The following is a 19,092-nucleotide window of genomic DNA, read 5'->3' on the forward strand; positions in this document are numbered from 1 at the left end:
CTTTCTTCTATGATAAAGTCAGACAACATACCTTATTCGTAACTTTAACGGCAAGTGATAGTCTCTTCCTTCGCCGCATAAACAGCACGTGCTCCACCAATTAGTTTTCCACGTGTTGTTGCCATCGTTACATGTGCACTTCCAATTTCCTTCACACTAGTACGAACCGGAACAGCTACGTGCTTTAAATGCATACCGATAAATGTATCACCAATATCCATCCCCGCATCCGCTTTAATAAACTCAATTACTACCGGATCTTTCAAATTGTGATAAGCATATGTTGCTAATGCACCACCTGCTGATCTAACAGGCGTAACTGTTACAATTTCAAATTGATATTTCATCGCCAACTCTCTCTCAACTACTAAAGCACGGTTTAAATGCTCACAACATTGAAACGCCAACTCAATACCTGTTTGCTCTTGAAATTGTTTTAACTCAGAAAAAATCGCCTCTGCTACTTCCATCGTTCCTGATGTTCCAATTCTTTCTCCTAGCACTTCGCTCGTACTACACCCCACTACAAAAATTTGACCACTTTGTAATGAAGCTTGTTCTTGGAAATCAGAAAGCGACATTTGTAACTGTTCTCTTACCTTTACGATTTCTGTCATTACGCCTCTTCCTTTCACAGGTTGGTTCACCAAATTATATTTCCTACTACTTCTAGTTAGAATCTATTACTTTGCTTCGTATGTTTTAATTTTTCCTACGCGGTTTTCGTGACGGCCACCTTCAAATTCAGTTGTTAACCAAATTTTTGCGATGTCACGTGCTAGACCAGCACCAATTACACGCTCGCCCATTGCTAACATGTTTGTATCGTTATGCTCTCTCGTTGCTCTCGCACTGAAAGTATCATGAACTAACGCACAACGAATACCATTTACTTTGTTTGCAGCGATTGACATACCGATGCCTGTCCCACAAACTAAAATACCACGGTCTACTTCGCCATTCGCTACCATTTCCGCTGCTGGAAACGCAAAATCAGGGTAATCAACAGAACCAGCTTCACATTCGCAACCTAGATCAATATATTCAATATTTAATTCTTCTAATAAACTTACAAGTTCTTTACGGATATTCATACCGCCGTGATCAGATGCTACTACTACTTTCATTTTTACCCCTCCAAAATTTCAATCAATTATCTTCATTCCTCACTCGATCCTTTAATGGGACGAAGTGATCTCCAATATCGTATTATACACGAAACATCAACCTTCTGAATGTTTTTTCAGTAAAGTTTGTACAAGTTTTTCCATCTCTTCTAGCGTTTCTTTATAAATAGAGAGAGATCCGCCAAATGGATCTGAAATATCCTTACTTATTCCCTCAGTTACTCCGTATAATGTATCTACTTTCTCTTCAACACTCGGATAATGCCCAAGGACAATTTGCTTATGGTTTTCTGTCATTGTTACTACAATATCTGCCCAATCAATTAAGGTTTCATTTACCTGCTGCGCGGCATGATCGATTGCAATTCCCTTTTCAGCTAAAGCTTCCTTTGCATGTACCGACGCATCACTTCCAGGATAGGCGAAAACACCAGCAGATTGCACTTCAAACTTACCTTCTCCATGATGACGAAGTAACGCCTCAGCCATTGGGCTACGGCATGTATTGCCTGTGCAAACAAATAATACTCGTTTCATCTAAACCCACCCTTTTCTTCTTTTTCCTACTTTTTATCATAGCGTAAATTAAAATAGAACAAAAGAAATGTGAATATACGAAAGGCGCATTTCTCTTATATTTTTTCTAAGAAAAATGCGCCTTATCCACATATATGTGAAACCCTATTTCCAAGTGCCCAAAGTATTTTACCATACATAAGGAACAGACTACAAAACAAAATAAGGAATCCATTTCATACGAAACGGATTCCTTTCATTTGATAATTATTTCATTGTAACTTTCATTACTTCTGTAGAACCTTTTGTAGCAGTTACACCTACAGTTGTCTTAATAGACTCAGCTGCATCTGTGTTTGTAATAACGATTGGAGTAATTGTGCTTTTCGCTTTTTCACGAATTAATTCTAAGTCGAATGAGATTAATTTATCTCCAGCTTTTATAGCTTGTCCTTCAGAAACGTGAGCTTCGAAACCTTCGCCTTCCATTTTTACAGTTTCTAATCCAACGTGGATTAAAATTTCTGTACCGTTTTTCGCTTTAATTCCAATCGCATGTTTCGTGTGGAATAATTGTACGATTTCACCATCAACTGGAGATACAACTACACCTTCAGTAGGGTCGATTGCAACACCGTCACCCATCATACGACCAGCGAATACCGGATCTGGTACTTCTTCAATATTTTTCACTGCTCCAGTTAATGGAGCTACGATTGTTTCTTCATTTGTTTTTGAACCAAGACCGAATAATTTTTTAAACATAGGATAGTCCTCCTTATAATTTACCTAAAAGTTTATAGGGCAATCTCTATTAAAGATCTGAATAAACGTAAGACCTCATACTTCGAATATTATACTATAAAAACGCTTTCGAAATAAATTACGTCATTACTGTTAGACTCTTATTGTAGCGTCTCACAAAATTCCAGTCAATTCTGATTGTCTGAATAACAATAAGAAGTTAACTTCTATTTATATTTTCTCTTTTTTTACCCAACTTGTCTAGAGGTCTTTACTACATTTTATTTTTTGTTGTTAATTTGTAAAATTTAATTCAAACTTTTTTCAAAATCAACTTGACTAAAGTAAGTAACTATTTTATTATTACTTACATAAGGTAAGTTAATAACTTTTAGGAGGTTTTTAAAATGATGGATTTCGGTCTTCTTATTATTCGTCTTATTATAGGTATTACATTCATGGGTCATGGTGCTCAAAAATTATTCGGTTGGTTCGGCGGTTACGGTTTAAAAGGAACAGGTGGCTGGATGGAATCAATCGGTTTACGCCCCGGTGTATTCATGGCATTTATGGCTGGTGCAACTGAATTATTAGGTGGTTTCTTATTCGCATCAGGTATTTTCACTGCAATCGGTTCATTATTTATCGTTGGAACAATGTTAATGGCAATCTTCACTGTTCACGGAAAAAATGGTTACTGGGTGACACAAAACGGATATGAATACAACTTAATGTTAATCGCTGTTGCAATTGGCGTAGCTTTAATCGGACCTGGGGCATACGTTTTACTGTAATATTTATCTCAGTTTCGAGATTATTCAAACGGAACTTACTTCATTACAATTGAAGTAAGTTCTTTTTATGCAATAAAAATATTATTTCCAGCAGGAGTTTTCCACTAACATCTTGTAAACAAACAATAAGTCGTCATATTTAGAAAGGGGATTTTACACATGTTATCCATTAATCCAAATGAACAAACAGAAAAAGAGAATTACAAATTATTAACGGGAAGTATCATTCCACGCCCTGTCGCATTTGTTACTTCTGTAACAAAAGACGGCGTATTAAACGGCGCACCATACAGTTATTTCAATATTGTCGCTGCTAATCCACCACTTATTTCAGTTTCTGTGCAACGGAAAGCCGGAGAAAGAAAGGACACTTCTCGAAATGCAATTGAAAAAGGTGAGTTTGTCGTACATATTTCTGATGAATCTTACGTAGAAGCAATTAACGAAACAGCAGCTAATCTCCCGCCAAATGAAAGTGAAATCGAACTAGCAAAACTAACACCAATTGAAAGTGATGTCATCTCGGTTCCAGGGGTAAAAGAAGCAAACATTCGAATGGAATGCGTACTAGAACGAGCAATCCCTCTTGGCGGAACAGAAGACTCACCAGCCTGTGATCTACTAATCGGACGCGTCGTTCGTTTCCACGTCGCAGAACACCTATACGAAAAAGGTCGCATTCACGCAGAAGGACTAAAACCAGTAAGCCGCTTAGCAGGACACAACTACGCAAAACTAGGAGAACAATTTGAATTGGTGAGGCCCGTTTAAAAGTGGAAGTGGCCCGTTTAGCTCTGACCAGCTAAGGTTCTCTCGCACAAAAGGTGCTTTTTACCTTTCGTGCGGGAGGTTCTTAGATGCGAAGAGCTGGCCACTGGAACTGGATAATGTCTAAAAGCGGATGCGGCTCGCTCAGAATCGCAGGACACTTCAAGCTCTCGACCTTGAAGCGCTTTTTGCTTCATGCGAGAGAGCGAAATGACCGGAGATTCTAGCCGCTGGAGCTGGATAATATCTAAAGGCAGAAGCGGCTCGCTCAGAATGGGAGGGGGATGGAGCTTCTGACGTAGAGGCGCTTTTTGCCTCGTAGGAAGACGCGAAGCCACCGACCATTCTAGCCGCTGGAGCTGGATAATATCTAAAAGTGGATGCGGCTCGCTCAAAATAGAATACCTGTAAAATATAAAAGGCTGTACCAAAATAATTTGGTACAGCCTTTTCATAGAAGAAGAAAAATAATTTTTCAATTTTGGTCATCGACCTCTTTTACCATTATTGGTCATCGGTAAAAAGTAACAGTGTGATTGGTTATTGGATGATTGGTTGTCCCTTGTCCATCACAAATCTCATTTTTACAAAAGTGGTCTTCTCCTATGCCTTGAAGCAGAGTCTCACCACTTCAAGGTTTAAAAGTATTTCTCACCATCGAAGTCTAGTTCAACCGCGTAGTTTTTCGCATTAATTAAATTGGACAGTCTATTAGCTTGTCTCTCTAACTCTAAACCTTTTACACGATATACTTCAGGGTCAAACATTGCTACTTTTAAAAGTGATGATGTTTCACCGTAAGAATATATATGTTCTTCTTTCTTACTCACACCAAACTCTTTACACTTTCGAGCTTTTGCACGTAGTTGTGTTGCGAGTTCTATCGCTTCAACAATCGTTATATTCTCTCCGTTGAAATCCACTTCATTTTGGATATTTGCTTCATACATCAATTTATCTAAAAGACGAAAATCAGCGCGAACTTCATCTAGTTCCTGCTCAACCTGTACCAATGTACGCGTCTGCTTTGGAAGTGTATCACCTTTTTCAATTTCAACAAATCCAATTTGGTTCATCTCTTCTTCTAATTCATGTATTCTTTTCGATAATACACTTTTTAATTTTACAGCTTCCGCTAAAGAAATGTTAGACATAGTATCCCCCTTATATCTCTTCCTTCTGCTCCTCTAAAGTAGGCACTTTCTCTTTTTTCGGCTTCCCAAGCTTAATTACGAAGAAGTAAAGGGAAAGCAATGTAATTAGAAAAACAATTAAAAACGGGTATGGAGAATAAAAAGCTCGCGCTGCCTCCGTTTTTCCCGCAACAAACTTCAATGACTCAATATCTAAAAACTCAGCAAACATTTGTACACCGAGCATACTAAACCAAAAAACAAAAAAACTAATAATAATACCAAAAACTTGCTTCAATCTCGTCATTCATCTCATCCTTTCTATATGTGTAATTTTTTAGCGTAATCAGTATAGTATAAATAAAACGATGCACAGAAAGGAGCTATCTTACCATTCGCGAACCAACTTAATCCAGCCCAAAATTGAAATTTGCAAAATAATACCCCAAATAACAAGCAGTCGTAACCATCTCGGAAAGAAAGTTACAAAGCGAATATACCACTCTAATAACTTGTTCATAACGCCCTCCTCCTTAAAATTATATAGGAAAAAGGAGATATAATCCAAATCCAACCAAAATGATGCCACCTACTATCTCGCCATATGTACCGAGCATATCTTTCGCATGTCTCCCAATTAATAAACCAACCCACGCTAATAACATACTAACAAATCCAAAAAGTAATATTGTAATAATCGTCTGTGCTCCGTAAATACCAAGACTAAGCCCTACTGAAAAACTATCTATACTAACGCCAAATGCAAATACAAATAAACTAATTCCAATAGGGGCCGTTCTATTCTCTTCATTCCCCAAAATAGAGGAATATACAATATAGAATCCTAGTCCAATTAATAAAATAGCACCTGCAAAATGTGCGATATCTCCATACTTCTCTGATAAAAAACGACCTAATACCATCCCTATAAATGGCATGATAATATGAAATATCCCTATCGTCACACCGATATACAGGATTTGTTTCACCTTTAAGGTCATCATTCCCATACCAAGACTCACCGAGAACGCATCCATCCCTAAGGCGAATGCCATAATTATTAAAGGTATTAGCTGTTCAAACGTCATTCATGTCCCTCCTCGGACGTGCTACTTCAAAATATGCTTATCCGAGGAGAAATATTCTGTTTGCTAATCGCACCTTATCATTCAGTAATAATTTGATGTCCTGCCGCTTTTGTTAAGCGATTCATAATGGCATTCCCTATACCTTCATTCGGGAAGGATTCACTAAAAATAACATCTACTTCACTTGCATCAAACGTTCTAAGTACATCATATAATTTAGTCGCAACGCTAGCTAAATCACTTCTTACACCACAAGACAATACAACATCCGCGCTATATACGTGCTGATACTCTTCTGTCGTTAATACACCTACTTTGAATCCTGCTTCCTTCTTCTCATCCACAAGACGTTGAATAAATTCACGTGAACCTTCAACAATACTCAGTGGCGCTTTCGGTGCATAATGCGTATATTTCATTCCAGGTGATTTCGGTTTTTCCTTCTCATCCTTTAAAGCTGGATCTATAGAAACCGTGCCGATTACAACTTCCAATTGTTCTTTCGTAATCCCACCTGGACGTAATATCGTTGGAACAGCGCTCGTACAATCAATTACAGTCGATTCAACACCTACGCCTGTTGCACCACCATCTACAATACCTGCGATTTTCTCATTTAAATCTTCATATACGTGAGACGCTAACGTCGGACTTGGACGACCTGAACGATTCGCACTCGGTGCTGCAACAGGTACATTTGCCTCTTCAATAAGAGCAAGTGCTACTGGATGATCAGGCATTCTTACCCCAACCGTATTAAGTCCTGCCGTCACCTTCTCTGAAATTCCTTCTTTTCTAGGTAAAATAATTGTTAATGGTCCTGGCCAAAAATGTTCCATTAACTTCTCTGCAACTGGCGGAATTTCTGTCACAATCTCATCTAACTGTGATTTTGCACCGATGTGGACAATCAGTGGATTATCACTCGGTCTTCCTTTTGCTTCAAAAATTTTCGCAATCGCTTCATCATTCATTGCATTTGCGCCTAGTCCATATACCGTTTCGGTAGGGAAGGCAATCGCCTCATTTTCCCTTAATAATTTTGCTGCTTCTTGTAACTGTGGATAATATTTTTTTCTTTCCACAACATTATCCACAACCCACATATTTGTATGCATATTTTCCCACGTCCTTTTCTACCCTGAAATACTTGTCTATTTTTAGTTTACTATGAGATTTATCCAAAAGACAAACAAGGTTTATCCACAAAATGTGGATAAACCCAATTAATCCGTGGATAACTTTGTGAATAGCTGACAATTTAGTATTATTGCATTTGGTTCTTTTATATTTTTACAAAAGTGTTCTAACTGTCGAATTCCCTGTGGTACGTTTTCTTTCTCTATAGTAACAAAGTCAAAAAACTGAAAGATTGTTATAGATTGTGGATGATTTGTTAATAAGTACAATTGTCGAATATTTTTTTCTTTCATATACTGCAAAAACATTTCAAAAAAATATAAGAAAGTCTGTTTATCCACATTAGGTGTGAATAAACAAGAACGAATCAGTGCGTTTTCTTCACTTTGTTCATATCCGATGACAGCTCGTATTTCTTCCGCCTCTTCCAAAATCATAAATTGCGCGTACAACTCATTTATTTTATCATCTTTTTTATTAGCTTGTCCGAAAAAAGAATGCAATCTTTCCACATCTGCTTTCGTCGCAAAATATACTTTCTTCATAGTAAATCCCTCCTCTTTTTTATATATGAGAAGGGATTTACGAATAGTACTATTTAGAGAATAAAGATGTAAAAGCTTCTACAATAAATAACTTAACTTCTGGCTTTTCTTCTTCCTCCTCTACTTTTACATACTCATTTTGTTTTTCTTGTTTTTGTTCCACAGGTTTCTCCACTTTTTCCACAGTTTTTGTTTCTTCTTTACTTACAGGTTCTTCTTCTACTTTCATTTCATTTTTTACTACTTTCTTTTCAGAAGTTGTTACTTTTTTTACGACTTCCTGCTTTACAACTTTCTTTTCTTTCACCTCATCCTCTTTTTCCTCTTCTGCATTTACTACTTCTTCATCTAATGATTTTACCTGCTCCTCTTCAGGAGATTCAGCCTTCACAACATGTTCTTCTTTCCTTACAGCTGTACCACTTGAAAAATCTAAGAAACACATCGGCGGAAATAATACACACCACCAGTTTGCCCCTTCACCTTCACCAATTGTAATCAATACCGCCTCATATTCCCCTGCTGGATAAATAAAATTCCCATATACCTTTGTCGGAAACTTTACATTCTTACTGAACTTCACTTGGAATGAATCTTTACTACCTTCTTTTTTCAACGTATTTGCCACTGTTTTTTCGATTTCTGGAATATGACTTTGAATGACTTTACGCGCCTCTTCAAATGAAGTTAAATCCGCTACCCATCCATCAATTTGTGCTTTTACTTCATCACGTACTTTGCGCTTTAACGCCTGATCTTTATCTAAATCACTATTTGCTAAAATCCGTAATCGAACGGCCTCTTTCGGAATAACTGAAGGCCCTTTCGCATCAGCTTTCATATATCCAAACTGCACAAGCAATTGTGCACCAATTAATAATAGAAGAAGATAAGCAATAACTTGTTTTTTCATTTCCTCCACCGTCCCTTCTACAAACAGTGTGGACAGACTTTCATCTTTCTAAACTATTAAATTCAAAATCTATATGAATTTTTCCACAAAAAAATAGAGTAAGGTGTGAACCTTACTCCATCTCTGCAAATACCATACGATCTTTTCCATTAATATCAAAAACAACCTCAACATGAGCATGTGGAAAAGCTTGTTGTAACAGCTCTTTCACGTCCTCACCTTGCCCTACTCCAATTTCAAATGCCACAATTGCTTTCTTCTGCAATACATTCGGCAACTCTTCCATAAAACGGCGATAGAAATCTAATCCGTCTTCACCGCCAACAAGCGCTCTCTTTGGCTCATGCTCTTTCACCACAGGAGAAAGGCCACGCCAATCTTCTTCCGGTATATATGGAGGATTTGAAACAACAACATCTAACTTTTGACCCGTTTCATAAAATGGCGATAATAAATCACCGTGATAGAACGTTACTTCTGCGCCCAAAGTTTTGGCATTTTCTTTTGCAACCTCAATCGACTCCTGCGCAATATCTACCGTATACACATGAAGATTTTTATTTTCTAAAGCAAGCGTAATCGAAATCGCTCCGCTACCTGTACCGATATCTGCTACATGTAGTTTCTCATCACCAAAATGGCGTTCGATTCTTTCTAATACTCCCACTATAAGCTCTTCTGTTTCCGGTCTTGGTATTAATACTTCTTCATTCACAAAGAACGATCGGCCATAAAACATTTCGTGACCAATCATATATTGAATAGGAATACCTTCTACATGCTTGTGGATAAACTCTGTAAAACTTGTTTCTTGTTCCGCAGTTATTTCCTCACGAAGATTCATCAACAATCCAGTTCTATTCACCTTTAATACATGACAAAGGACAATTTCTCCCGCATTTTCATCTCGTCCATTTTCCTGTAAAAAAGAAGAAGCCCATTTTAGGGCTTCATAGACACGCATTACTCAGCTGCCTCCATCCTTTGAGCCTGATCTTCCATCACTAAGGCATTGATGAAATCATCTAACTTACCTTGTAAGATCTGATCTAGCTTTTGAATCGTTAAGCCGATTCGATGGTCTGTAACACGGTTTTGCGGGAAGTTATACGTACGAATACGCTCTGAACGATCACCCGTACCAACAGCTTGTTTACGGTTTTGATCATACTCAGCTTGTGCTTCTTGTCTAAACTTATCATAAACACGTGCGCGTAATACTTTCATCGCTTTTTCTTTATTCTTAATTTGTGATTTCTCATCCTGACACGATACAACTACACCAGTCGGTAAATGCGTTAAACGTACCGCTGACATCGTTGTATTAACGCTCTGTCCACCAGGTCCACTAGAAGCGAATGTATCAACACGAACATCTTTCTCATGAATGTCAATTTCTACTTCCTCTGCCTCTGGTAATACAGCTACAGTTGCTGTAGATGTATGAATACGTCCACCAGATTCCGTTTCAGGAACACGTTGTACACGGTGAGCACCATTCTCGAATTTCAGCTTCGCGAAAGCACCTTTACCGTTAATCATAAAGATAATCTCTTTATATCCACCTAATTCTGTATAGCTAGCCTCGATAATCTCCGTTTTCCAACCTTGTACCTCAGCGTAACGGCTATACATACGGTATAAATCACCAGCAAATAAAGCGGCCTCGTCGCCACCAGCAGCTCCACGAACCTCAACGATAACGTTCTTATCATCGTTAGGGTCTTTTGGTACAAGTAAGATTTTCAGACGCTCTGATAACTCTTTATCTTGTGACTCTAATTCGGAAACTTCTTCTTTTACCATTTCACGCATTTCTGCGTCTAACTTATCTTCTAACATTGCTTTCGCATCTTTTAATTGCTCACGAACATCCTTATACTCACGATACACTTCTACCGTTTCCTGTATATCAGACTGTTCCTTTGAATACTCACGAAGCTTATTTGTATCGCTAATAACCTCTGGGTCGCTTAGCAATTCATTTAACTTCTCATAACGATTTTCTACAGCTTGCAAACGATCTAACACATCATTCACCTCTACATCCTAGTATCTAATACAAATAGTATATGGTACTTACTCAAAAAAACGCAAATTATATTTAAAAGCGTAAGCGGCTTGCTCAGAATCGCAGGCCATTGGAACTCTCGACCTTGAAGCGCTTTTTGCTTCAAGTGAGAGAGTGAAATGGCCGGAGATTCTAGCCGCTGAAGCTAGATAATATATTTAAAAGTGGAGGCGGCTCACAACGCTCACACTCTCTATTCTGAAAAAAACCCGCCTTGCGCAGCGAGTTTTACTTATCTTTGTTTGTAGGAACTGCATGACAATGACGACAGCGTGGTTCATACGATTCTGAAGCTCCAACTAAAATAATTGGATCATCAAATGCCGCCGGTTCTCCATCAATTAATCGTTGTGTACGACTTGCCGGAGATCCACATGCAGAACATACTGCTTGTAGTTTTGTTACATGTTCAGCAATCGCCATCAGCTGAGGAACTTGTCCAAATGGTAGACCACGGAAATCTTGGTCTAAACCAGCTACAATGACACGATAGCCACGATTTGCCAATACTTGCACCACTTCCACAATGTCCCCATCAAAGAATTGCACCTCATCGATTGCAATTACATCCATTTCTTCAGTGATATGTTCAAATATATCTTTTGAAGCTGAAACAGGAACTGCTTTTACCTTTAATCCGTTATGTGATACAACGTCTTCTTCACTATAGCGATTATCAATACATGGTTTAAATACAATTGCATGTTGTTTCGCAAATTGCGTACGACGCACACGGCGGATAAGCTCTTCTGATTTACCAGAAAACATACTACCGCAAATCACTTCAATCCAACCGTTTTGATTTATTAAGTACATGAAGCTCTCCTTTCATCTACTTTTTAATTAAAAGTAGGGTAAAGGTATAATATTTTCGCAAAAAAAACAGACAAGCGAATAGATACACTTGCCTGTTTTATGTTTTTATTACTTAAGACCGTATTTCTTATTGAAGCGGTCAACGCGTCCGTCTGCAGTAGCAAACTTCTGACGTCCAGTGTAGAATGGGTGAGAATCAGAACTGATCTCAACTTTTAGTAATGGATAAGTGTTACCATCTTCCCACTCAACAGTTTCGTTAGATCCTTTAGTAGATCCGCTTAAGAATTTGAAGCCTGTGTTTGTGTCCATGAATACAACTTTCTTGTAATCTGGGTGAATTCCTGCTTTCATTCTTTTCATCTCCTTCCGCCCTGAATCATTTTCGAAACAGAGTTTTTCATCTTCAGCTGCATACACAACTATATTGATGAAACACATATGATGAAATTATAACAAGGCTAACTTCATTTTGCAACTACCTGTTTTTGTCTTTTTAAATTTAAAGTGGAGACGGCTCGTTCAGCTCTGACTGGCTAAGGTTCTCTCGCATAAAAGGTGCTTTTTACCTTTAATGCGGGAGGTTCTTAGACACGAAGAGCTAGCCGGCGGAACTGGATACATTTTAAAAGCAGAAGCGGCTCGTTCAGAATCGCAGGAGATTGGAACTCTCGACCTTGAAGCGCTTTTTGCTTCGAGCGAGAGAGTGAAATGACCGGAGATTTTAGCCGCTGGAGCTGGATACTGTCTTAAAGTGGATGGGGCTCGCTCAGCTCTGACCAGCTAAGGTTCTTTCGCCCTAAAGGTGCTTTTTACCTTTCGGGCGGAAGGTTCTTAGATGCGAAGACCCGATGCCACCGACCATTCTAGCCGCTATCAACTTAAATCAGAGCCAACTCATCCGATTAGAATCAACTAATATTCTTCCATGCCTCTCTCTTTAACATCACCTAAAAAACATAAAAAACTCGCTTACCACAAAATAAGCGAGTCCCAATCTTTTCCCTTTACTTCGTTGTTACATATCTTTTTGAATCTGCAACAATGTTTTGTAAAAATTCTTCATTTGTCTTTGTTTGACGAAGTTTACGTAAGAAACCTTCAACAAAGTCCGGTGTATCGCGCATTGTTTTACGAATACCCCATAGCTTGTCTAAATGTTCTTTCGGAATTAATAGATCTTCTTTACGTGTACCAGAACGGCGAATATCAATTGCCGGGAAGATACGACGCTCAGCTAATGAACGATCTAAGTGAAGTTCCATATTTCCAGTTCCTTTAAATTCCTCGTAAATTACATCGTCCATACGAGATCCTGTATCAACAAGCGCTGTTGCTAAAATCGTTAAGCTACCGCCTTCTTCAATATTACGAGCAGCTCCAAAGAAACGCTTCGGTCTATGGAAGGCAGCAGGGTCGATACCACCCGATAATGTTCTACCACTTGGCGGAATAACAAGGTTGTAAGCTCGCGCTAAACGGGTAATACTATCCATTAAAATGATAACATCTTTCTTGTGCTCTACAAGGCGCATTGCACGTTCTAACACAAGTTCCGCTACTTTAATATGATTTTCTGGTACTTCATCAAAAGTAGAACTTACAACATCTCCTTTAACAGAACGTTCAATGTCTGTTACTTCCTCTGGACGCTCATCAATTAAAAGTACAATTAATTCAGCTTCCGGATGATTTGTTGTAACACTGTGTGCGATTTCTTTTAATAGACTCGTTTTACCAGCCTTTGGAGGCGCGACAATTAAACCACGTTGTCCAAATCCAACTGGTGCGATTAAATCCATGATGCGTGTCGGTAACTTTTTCGGTTCCGTTTCCAATTTCATTTGGCGATCTGGGTATAATGGTGTTAATGCAGGGAAATGCACACGCTCTTTTGCTGACTCTGGATCATCTCCGTTTACAGCTTCAACTTGTAATAATCCAAAATAGCGTTCATTTTCTTTCGGAGGTCGTACTTTACCAGAAACCTTGTCTCCATTACGTAAATCGAAACGACGAATTTGCGAAGCTGAGATATAAATATCTTCTGAGCTTGGAGAGTAGTTGATAGGACGTAGGAATCCAAATCCTTCTGATTGAATAATTTCTAATACGCCTTCCATGAAGAAGAAGCCTTCTTTTTCTGCTCGAGCTTTTAAAATGGCGAAGATTAACTCTTTTTTCGTTAATTTGCTATAATACGAAATCTTAAATTCCTTCGCAAGCTCGTATAACTCTTTTAATTTCATGTTTTCTAATGCTGCAATTGACAAATTCATTCAGACACCACACTTTAACATTATTCTCTTTTCACATGAGTAAAGGGAAAAAATACGGAAGGCAAATAATTAATAATGAAAGGCAATAAGTTCAAGTAGGGTAATATTCACTATTGTAACCCTTTTATCTAGTTTTAATCAATACGTTGGAACACAAATACAAGAAGCGAAGACAAGAAAATTTGTCTTCGCTTTTACTTCATCCAGCTTCAGCAGCTAGAATGGTCGGTGGCTAGAAGGGTCAGTCATTTCACCCCTTCCCCTTCTGAGCAAGCCACCTCCGCTTTTTACTTAATAACCAAGTTCGGTTTTTTATTCAAGCTGTGACGTCCGTCTACGAAGCGTACTGTGCCTGATTTTGCACGCATAACTAGAGATTGTGTTGTTCCTACGCTTCCTTTAAATTGAACGCCGCGCAATAGTTCTCCGTCTGTTACGCCTGTTGCTGCGAAGATTGCATCGTCACCTTTTACTAAGTCCTCCATGCGAAGGATGCGGTTGATGTCTTCTATGCCCATCTTTTTGCAACGCGCCAATTCAGCTTCGTTTTGCGGTAACAGTTTCCCGTGAATCTCGCCGCCTAAACATTTTAATGCAACTGCTGCTAGTACACCCTCAGGCGCACCACCAGAGCCAAATAAAATATCTACACCTGTACGATCAAATGCAGTGTTAATTGCGCCAGCTACGTCTCCATCATTAATCAATTTAATGCGAGCACCAGCTTTACGAATTTCTTCAATAATTGCTTGATGACGTGGGCGGTTTAAAACTGTCGCTACAACATCTTCAATATCTTTATTTTTCGCTTTCGCAACTGCACGTAAGTTATCGATAATAGGCGCATCAATATCGACCGCCCCAACTGCTTCTGGGCCAACCGCGATTTTATCCATGTACATGTCAGGAGCATGTAACAAATTGCCGTGATCTGCAATTGCAATAACAGCAAGAGCATTCCATCCACCAGCTGCCACGATGTTTGTCCCTTCTAAAGGATCAACTGCAACGTCTACACGTGGACCATATCCTGTACCTAATTTTTCTCCGATATATAGCATTGGTGCTTCATCCATTTCACCTTCACCAATTACAACTGTCCCTTTCATCGGAATTGTATCAAATACATCACGCATAGCTGATGTTGCTGCACCGTCTGCCTCATCCTTTTTCCCGCGCCCCATCCAACGCGCTGATGATAAAGCTGCAGCCTCTGTTACACGTACTAACTCCATAGATAAACTTCTTTCCACGATAATCCCTCTCCTTTAAGTCTTTATATTTCTGCCGTATTGTGTGAACCGTGTTTTTCTATAAAGTGTACTTCCACAAGTAGTGATGCTTCGCTTCCCCCTTGCGGAAGTATCACTTATGCGTTCTTCATCTCTTCAATTTCTTGGCTTGTCATTTGTTCTCGCCAAATGTTCGCGCCAAGCCCTTTAAGCTTGTCTACTATATTTTCATAACCTCGATCGATATGCTCAAGTCCGGTTACTTCTGTAATTCCATCCGCCATTAACCCGGCAATAACAAGGGCCGCTCCAGCTCGTAAATCACTCGCTTTCACTTTTGCACCTTGCAATAAAACAGGACCAGTTACAATTGCTGAACGACCTTCTACTTTAATTTGTGCATTCATACGACGTAATTCATCAATGTGTTTAAAACGTGCGCCGTAAATCGTATCCGTTACAACACCCGTTCCATGAGCTTTTGTTAAAAGTGTTGTAAACGGCTGTTGTAAGTCTGTTGGGAAACCTGGATATACAAGCGTTTTTATATCAACTACTTTTAACCTTCCATTACCGTTCACTGTAATTTGATCATCGTTCGTTTCAACTTGAACACCAGCTTCTCTTAACTTCGCCGTAACTGACTCTAAATGCTGAGGAATAACGTTATCAACTGTTACTTCTCCTCCTGATGCAGCTCCTAAAATCATATACGTACCCGCTTCAATGCGGTCCGGAATAATCGTATGGTGACAACCATGCAGTGAATCCACACCATCAATTCGGATTACATCTGTACCAGCACCTTTAATACGTGCACCCATGCTTGTTAACAATGTAGCAACATCAATAATCTCTGGTTCTTTCGCTGCGTTTTCAATAACAGTTCTACCTTTGGCTCGTACAGCTGCTAGCATAATATTAATCGTAGCTCCTACACTAACAACATCTAAATAAATACGTGCCCCGCGCAGTTCATCTGCTCTTAAATAGATAGCACCTTGTTCATTCGTAACATGTGCACCTAACGCTTCAAACCCTTTAATATGCTGATCAATCGGCCTCGGTCCTAAGTGACATCCACCTGGAAGCCCAATAACAGCTTTTTTAAAACGGCCAAGCATCGCACCCATTAAATAATAAGAAGCACGCAATTTTTTCACTTTTCCATTTGGTAAAGGCATTGCAACCATGTTAGAAGGATCGACTACCATCTCTTCCTCCTGTCCATAAGTCACTCTCCCTCCAATTTCCTCTAGTAAGTCTCCTAACATTTTCACGTCCGAAATATTAGGGACACCACCAATAGTTACTGGAGTATCTGCTAAAATTGTTGCTGGAATTAGTGCAACGGCGCTGTTCTTTGCACCACTCACGCGAATTGTTCCATTTAAAGCTCTTCCGCCTTCAATTAGCAATTTTTCCATATTGAGCTCCCTTCTTGTGAATGTATTTACTTTCTATATTTTTATAGAAAGCTCCCCTTAAGAATCTCAATCACTCTTTCCACCCTAACACTCAATAAATAGGAAACCATTATCTTCATTTCTCCTGTAATACAAAAAGATAAAGATTAACTATTCATCGAATTTACTTTATCAACTTAGATACGTTATCACATTTATTAATAGGACTATGCACATTATTTTCTATTTCAAAAAAAAATGATAAAATCTTTAGACTTGTTCACGCTTTCATTATACAACGAAAGGAAACCGTCTAAAAGAGTAGACGGTTTCCAAAACGGAATTTTATTCTTACGCTTTACCGTTAGAACCGAATTCGCGCATTTTACCAATAACAGTTGCTTTGATAGCGTCGCGGCCAGGTCCGATAAATTTACGAGGATCGTAAACTTCTTGGTCTTTGTTTAATACTTCACGAACAGCTTTTGTAAACTCAATTTGGTTCTCAGTGTTTACGTTGATTTTTGAAGTACCTAAAGAGATAGCTTTTTCGATATCAGCAGTTGGGATACCAGTACCACCGTGTAATACTAAAGGTACGCCAGTGAAGTCACGAACTTGTTCCATTTCAGCGAATCCTAAGTTAGGCTCACCTTTGTAAGGACCGTGTACAGAACCTAAAGCTGGAGCTAGGCAATCAATGCCTGTTGCTTCAACAAGGTGCTTACACTCTGCTGGGTCAGCGTAAATTACGCCTTCAGCGATTACGTCGTCTTCTTGTCCGCCAACTGTTCCAAGCTCAGCTTCAACAGATACGTTACGAGCGTGTGCGTATTCTACTACTTTTTTAGTAGTTTCTACGTTTTCTTCGAATGGGTGGTGAGAAGCGTCGATCATTACAGATGTGAAACCTGCATCGATTGCTTCTTTACATTTTTCGAAGCTTGAACCATGGTCAAGGTGAATCGCTACAGGAACAGTGATGTTCATTTCTTCGATTAAAGCTTTAACCATAGCTACAACTGTTTTGAAACCAGTCATATGACGAGCTGCACCCTCAGATACACCTAGGATTACAGGAGATTTTTCTTCTTCCGCAGCAGCTAAGATAGCTTGAGTCCACTCTAAGTTGTTCATGTTGAATTGACCAACTGCGTATTTTCCTTCTAGTGCTTTGTTTAGCATTTCTTTCATAGAAACTAAAGGCATGGTGAATCCTCCTAAAAAACGTTTTTTGTATCCGATAAGTTCTTATCGCTGGTAGTATGACCAGAATAAGGTAAAATATGTATATCTACATACCGGACTTTTTTCTACACTCAATAGGATAACAACTTGTACTCAAAAACTCAACCGTATTCACCTGCACAATAGTCCATGTAAACGCTTTTTTCCATATTTTTTATAAAAAATTCATTTTTACGCCTCTACAGCGAGCTCATTTCTCACCGCTTGACGAATTTCATCAATATCAAATGGTTTAGCAAAATGCATTAAAGCACCTAAATCTTTTGCTTCTTGGATCATATCAAGCTCTCCATAAGCAGTCATTAAAATCACTTTAATGCTCTCATCAATTTCTTTTACATGCTTTAAAATCTCTATACCATCCATACCTGGAATTTTCATATCTAACACAACTAAATCTGGATTATCTTTTTTCACGATATCTAAAGCTTGAAATCCATTCGCTGCTTGGAATGTCTGATAACCTTCTTTTTGGAACACTTCATGTAATAACACACGAATGCCATATTGATCATCAACGATTAAAATTTTCCCTTCCATAACTCCCAACCTTTCTGTGTAAATACAAGATTTAAAGCTTCTTATATCTTAACGATTTATTTTCGCTATTCTTTGGCAAATTCCTTCCTATTCTTTCTTATTTTACCGTTTCCTATTTTGTTATGCCACCATTCAATTTCACCTTTCTAAAAAAATACACTATAATGAAAGCCGGTAAACACGTACGAAGGGAGTAACATTATGTTAAAAATTTTTTCAACTCAATTAAGTGGTTATTTCTCCAGAGTTTCTCAAAAAGAGGAAATGAATATAGAAGATAGCGCCCGCCTACTTGCTCAAGCATTAGTTGGCGAAGGTTTTATTTATTTACATGGTACAAATGAGATGGAGGGCGTTGTTGCTGAAGCACTATTCGGTGCTGAACCAATGAAGCAAGCAAAACGATTATTTGAAAATGGTAAAGAAGTAGAAGTAACTTCTGCAGATCGTGTGCTTCTTATTAGCCGTTTTTCAACAGATGAAGAAGTTGTAGCAATAGCAAAAAAACTGCAAACAGATGGACACTCTATTGTCGGCATCTCTGCTATTCAAGAAGGTGCTGAATCACTAGAACAATATACAGATGTACATATTGATACAAAGCTGTTAAAAGGTCTTATTCCAGACGATGAAGGTAATCGTTACGGATTCCCAAGCTTAATGATAGCTTTATTTGCATATCACGGGATCAAATTTACAATCGATGAAATGTTAAATGAATATTAAAAAAAG

The 19,092-nt window shown here is 38.6% G+C and carries 24 protein-coding genes; 4 read left to right on the top strand and 20 right to left on the bottom strand.

What is annotated here, in order from left to right:
- Positions 1-44: 44 nt before the first annotated feature.
- The 4 genes from AC3WVA_RS07915 to AC3WVA_RS07930 form a co-directional block, all read right to left on the bottom strand.
- The gene (locus AC3WVA_RS07915) at positions 45-617 is read right to left on the bottom strand and encodes a TIGR01440 family protein (RefSeq protein ID WP_048528046.1); all 573 of its coding nucleotides are present in this window, start codon (positions 615-617) and stop codon (positions 45-47) included.
- A 66-nt stretch (positions 618-683) separates the two neighbouring features.
- The gene (gene rpiB, locus AC3WVA_RS07920; RefSeq protein WP_000869919.1) at positions 684-1,127 is read right to left on the bottom strand and encodes a ribose 5-phosphate isomerase B; all 444 of its coding nucleotides are present in this window, start codon (positions 1,125-1,127) and stop codon (positions 684-686) included.
- A 96-nt stretch (positions 1,128-1,223) separates the two neighbouring features.
- Entirely contained in the window at positions 1,224-1,664 is a 441-nt protein-coding gene (locus AC3WVA_RS07925; protein WP_098344700.1) for a low molecular weight protein arginine phosphatase, read from the bottom strand.
- A gap of 246 nt (positions 1,665-1,910) precedes the next feature.
- Positions 1,911-2,408, bottom strand: coding sequence for a PTS sugar transporter subunit IIA (locus AC3WVA_RS07930; RefSeq protein WP_492321856.1), 498 nt, complete (start codon positions 2,406-2,408; stop codon positions 1,911-1,913).
- 386 nt (positions 2,409-2,794) lie between these two features.
- On the opposite strand from AC3WVA_RS07930, the gene AC3WVA_RS07935 reads away from it, so the two are divergent.
- Together AC3WVA_RS07935 and AC3WVA_RS07940 are read left to right on the top strand one after the other, a co-directional pair.
- Positions 2,795-3,181: a DoxX family protein gene (locus tag AC3WVA_RS07935; protein ID WP_000968618.1), complete on the top strand. Its 387-nt coding sequence runs from the start codon at positions 2,795-2,797 to the stop codon at positions 3,179-3,181.
- Positions 3,182-3,340: 159 nt separating this feature from the next.
- The gene (locus AC3WVA_RS07940; RefSeq protein WP_048528044.1) at positions 3,341-3,952 is read left to right on the top strand and encodes a flavin reductase family protein; all 612 of its coding nucleotides are present in this window, start codon (positions 3,341-3,343) and stop codon (positions 3,950-3,952) included.
- 635 nt (positions 3,953-4,587) lie between these two features.
- Here the strand turns inward: AC3WVA_RS07940 and AC3WVA_RS07945 are convergent.
- From AC3WVA_RS07945 to AC3WVA_RS07995, 11 genes are all read right to left on the bottom strand, one after another.
- Positions 4,588-5,103 (bottom strand): hypothetical protein, encoded by a 516-nt coding sequence (locus AC3WVA_RS07945; protein ID WP_048528042.1) that lies wholly within the window; start codon positions 5,101-5,103, stop codon positions 4,588-4,590.
- Positions 5,104-5,113: 10 nt separating this feature from the next.
- Positions 5,114-5,389: a DUF3935 domain-containing protein gene (locus AC3WVA_RS07950; protein ID WP_000197474.1), complete on the bottom strand. Its 276-nt coding sequence runs from the start codon at positions 5,387-5,389 to the stop codon at positions 5,114-5,116.
- Between the two features lie 81 nt (positions 5,390-5,470).
- On the bottom strand, positions 5,471-5,602 hold the full coding sequence (locus AC3WVA_RS07955; RefSeq protein WP_255285071.1) for a hypothetical protein: 132 nt from the start codon (positions 5,600-5,602) through the stop codon (positions 5,471-5,473).
- Between the two features lie 19 nt (positions 5,603-5,621).
- Entirely contained in the window at positions 5,622-6,170 is a 549-nt protein-coding gene (locus AC3WVA_RS07960; protein ID WP_048528041.1) for a manganese efflux pump MntP, read from the bottom strand.
- A 77-nt stretch (positions 6,171-6,247) separates the two neighbouring features.
- Complete coding sequence (locus tag AC3WVA_RS07965) at positions 6,248-7,288, bottom strand: L-threonylcarbamoyladenylate synthase (RefSeq protein WP_048528040.1); 1,041 nt, start codon at positions 7,286-7,288, stop codon at positions 6,248-6,250.
- A 108-nt stretch (positions 7,289-7,396) separates the two neighbouring features.
- Positions 7,397-7,855, bottom strand: coding sequence for a GNAT family N-acetyltransferase (locus AC3WVA_RS07970; protein ID WP_048528039.1), 459 nt, complete (start codon positions 7,853-7,855; stop codon positions 7,397-7,399).
- A 49-nt stretch (positions 7,856-7,904) separates the two neighbouring features.
- Positions 7,905-8,768, bottom strand: coding sequence for a stage II sporulation protein R (gene spoIIR, locus AC3WVA_RS07975; protein WP_341013879.1), 864 nt, complete (start codon positions 8,766-8,768; stop codon positions 7,905-7,907).
- A gap of 112 nt (positions 8,769-8,880) precedes the next feature.
- Positions 8,881-9,732: a peptide chain release factor N(5)-glutamine methyltransferase gene (gene prmC / locus AC3WVA_RS07980; protein ID WP_098344696.1), complete on the bottom strand. Its 852-nt coding sequence runs from the start codon at positions 9,730-9,732 to the stop codon at positions 8,881-8,883.
- Complete coding sequence (gene prfA / locus AC3WVA_RS07985; RefSeq protein WP_048528460.1) at positions 9,732-10,799, bottom strand: peptide chain release factor 1; 1,068 nt, start codon at positions 10,797-10,799, stop codon at positions 9,732-9,734. Before prfA ends, prmC begins: the two co-directional genes overlap by 1 nt.
- Before the next feature lie 268 nt (positions 10,800-11,067).
- Positions 11,068-11,655: a thymidine kinase gene (locus AC3WVA_RS07990; RefSeq protein ID WP_000280862.1), complete on the bottom strand. Its 588-nt coding sequence runs from the start codon at positions 11,653-11,655 to the stop codon at positions 11,068-11,070.
- Positions 11,656-11,763: 108 nt separating this feature from the next.
- Entirely contained in the window at positions 11,764-12,009 is a 246-nt protein-coding gene (locus AC3WVA_RS07995) for a type B 50S ribosomal protein L31 (protein ID WP_000643433.1), read from the bottom strand.
- A 220-nt stretch (positions 12,010-12,229) separates the two neighbouring features.
- On the opposite strand from AC3WVA_RS07995, the gene AC3WVA_RS08000 reads away from it, so the two are divergent.
- The gene (locus AC3WVA_RS08000; RefSeq protein WP_195755999.1) at positions 12,230-12,370 is read left to right on the top strand and encodes a hypothetical protein; all 141 of its coding nucleotides are present in this window, start codon (positions 12,230-12,232) and stop codon (positions 12,368-12,370) included.
- Positions 12,371-12,662: 292 nt separating this feature from the next.
- On the opposite strand, the gene rho is transcribed toward AC3WVA_RS08000, so the two are convergent.
- From rho to spo0F, 5 genes are all read right to left on the bottom strand, one after another.
- The gene (gene rho / locus AC3WVA_RS08005) at positions 12,663-13,934 is read right to left on the bottom strand and encodes a transcription termination factor Rho (RefSeq protein WP_001053898.1); all 1,272 of its coding nucleotides are present in this window, start codon (positions 13,932-13,934) and stop codon (positions 12,663-12,665) included.
- A gap of 287 nt (positions 13,935-14,221) precedes the next feature.
- A complete protein-coding gene (gene glpX / locus AC3WVA_RS08010) occupies positions 14,222-15,187 on the bottom strand; it encodes a class II fructose-bisphosphatase (protein WP_000442336.1) in 966 nt (321 codons plus the stop codon).
- 116 nt (positions 15,188-15,303) lie between these two features.
- Entirely contained in the window at positions 15,304-16,593 is a 1,290-nt protein-coding gene (gene murA / locus AC3WVA_RS08015) for a UDP-N-acetylglucosamine 1-carboxyvinyltransferase (protein ID WP_048528037.1), read from the bottom strand.
- A gap of 330 nt (positions 16,594-16,923) precedes the next feature.
- Entirely contained in the window at positions 16,924-17,781 is an 858-nt protein-coding gene (locus AC3WVA_RS08020; RefSeq protein WP_048528036.1) for a class II fructose-bisphosphate aldolase, read from the bottom strand.
- Positions 17,782-17,991: 210 nt separating this feature from the next.
- The gene (spo0F, locus tag AC3WVA_RS08025) at positions 17,992-18,360 is read right to left on the bottom strand and encodes a sporulation initiation phosphotransferase Spo0F (RefSeq protein WP_000398594.1); all 369 of its coding nucleotides are present in this window, start codon (positions 18,358-18,360) and stop codon (positions 17,992-17,994) included.
- A gap of 201 nt (positions 18,361-18,561) precedes the next feature.
- On the opposite strand from spo0F, the gene AC3WVA_RS08030 reads away from it, so the two are divergent.
- Positions 18,562-19,086: a DUF2529 domain-containing protein gene (locus AC3WVA_RS08030; RefSeq protein ID WP_048528035.1), complete on the top strand. Its 525-nt coding sequence runs from the start codon at positions 18,562-18,564 to the stop codon at positions 19,084-19,086.
- The last annotated feature ends 6 nt before the right edge of the window (positions 19,087-19,092 follow it).

This window comes from Bacillus sp. EB106-04-02-XG92 (assembly GCF_058791995.1).

Coding starts and splice junctions, on each gene's coding strand:
- AC3WVA_RS07915 (WP_048528046.1), bottom strand. CDS start 617: ATGACAGAAATCGTAAAGGTAAGAGAACAGTTACAAATGTCGCTTTCT.
- rpiB (WP_000869919.1), bottom strand. CDS start 1,127: ATGAAAGTAGTAGTAGCATCTGATCACGGCGGTATGAATATCCGTAAA.
- AC3WVA_RS07925 (WP_098344700.1), bottom strand. CDS start 1,664: ATGAAACGAGTATTATTTGTTTGCACAGGCAATACATGCCGTAGCCCA.
- AC3WVA_RS07930 (WP_492321856.1), bottom strand. CDS start 2,408: ATGTTTAAAAAATTATTCGGTCTTGGTTCAAAAACAAATGAAGAAACA.
- AC3WVA_RS07935 (WP_000968618.1), top strand. CDS start 2,795: ATGATGGATTTCGGTCTTCTTATTATTCGTCTTATTATAGGTATTACA.
- AC3WVA_RS07940 (WP_048528044.1), top strand. CDS start 3,341: ATGTTATCCATTAATCCAAATGAACAAACAGAAAAAGAGAATTACAAA.
- AC3WVA_RS07945 (WP_048528042.1), bottom strand. CDS start 5,103: ATGTCTAACATTTCTTTAGCGGAAGCTGTAAAATTAAAAAGTGTATTA.
- AC3WVA_RS07950 (WP_000197474.1), bottom strand. CDS start 5,389: ATGACGAGATTGAAGCAAGTTTTTGGTATTATTATTAGTTTTTTTGTT.
- AC3WVA_RS07955 (WP_255285071.1), bottom strand. CDS start 5,602: ATGAACAAGTTATTAGAGTGGTATATTCGCTTTGTAACTTTCTTTCCG.
- AC3WVA_RS07960 (WP_048528041.1), bottom strand. CDS start 6,170: ATGACGTTTGAACAGCTAATACCTTTAATAATTATGGCATTCGCCTTA.
- AC3WVA_RS07965 (WP_048528040.1), bottom strand. CDS start 7,288: ATGCATACAAATATGTGGGTTGTGGATAATGTTGTGGAAAGAAAAAAA.
- AC3WVA_RS07970 (WP_048528039.1), bottom strand. CDS start 7,855: ATGAAGAAAGTATATTTTGCGACGAAAGCAGATGTGGAAAGATTGCAT.
- spoIIR (WP_341013879.1), bottom strand. CDS start 8,768: ATGAAAAAACAAGTTATTGCTTATCTTCTTCTATTATTAATTGGTGCA.
- prmC (WP_098344696.1), bottom strand. CDS start 9,732: ATGCGTGTCTATGAAGCCCTAAAATGGGCTTCTTCTTTTTTACAGGAA.
- AC3WVA_RS07990 (WP_000280862.1), bottom strand. CDS start 11,655: ATGTACTTAATAAATCAAAACGGTTGGATTGAAGTGATTTGCGGTAGT.
- AC3WVA_RS07995 (WP_000643433.1), bottom strand. CDS start 12,009: ATGAAAGCAGGAATTCACCCAGATTACAAGAAAGTTGTATTCATGGAC.
- AC3WVA_RS08000 (WP_195755999.1), top strand. CDS start 12,230: ATGCGGGAGGTTCTTAGACACGAAGAGCTAGCCGGCGGAACTGGATAC.
- rho (WP_001053898.1), bottom strand. CDS start 13,934: ATGAATTTGTCAATTGCAGCATTAGAAAACATGAAATTAAAAGAGTTA.
- murA (WP_048528037.1), bottom strand. CDS start 16,593: ATGGAAAAATTGCTAATTGAAGGCGGAAGAGCTTTAAATGGAACAATT.
- AC3WVA_RS08020 (WP_048528036.1), bottom strand. CDS start 17,781: ATGCCTTTAGTTTCTATGAAAGAAATGCTAAACAAAGCACTAGAAGGA.
- spo0F (WP_000398594.1), bottom strand. CDS start 18,360: ATGGAAGGGAAAATTTTAATCGTTGATGATCAATATGGCATTCGTGTG.
- AC3WVA_RS08030 (WP_048528035.1), top strand. CDS start 18,562: ATGTTAAAAATTTTTTCAACTCAATTAAGTGGTTATTTCTCCAGAGTT.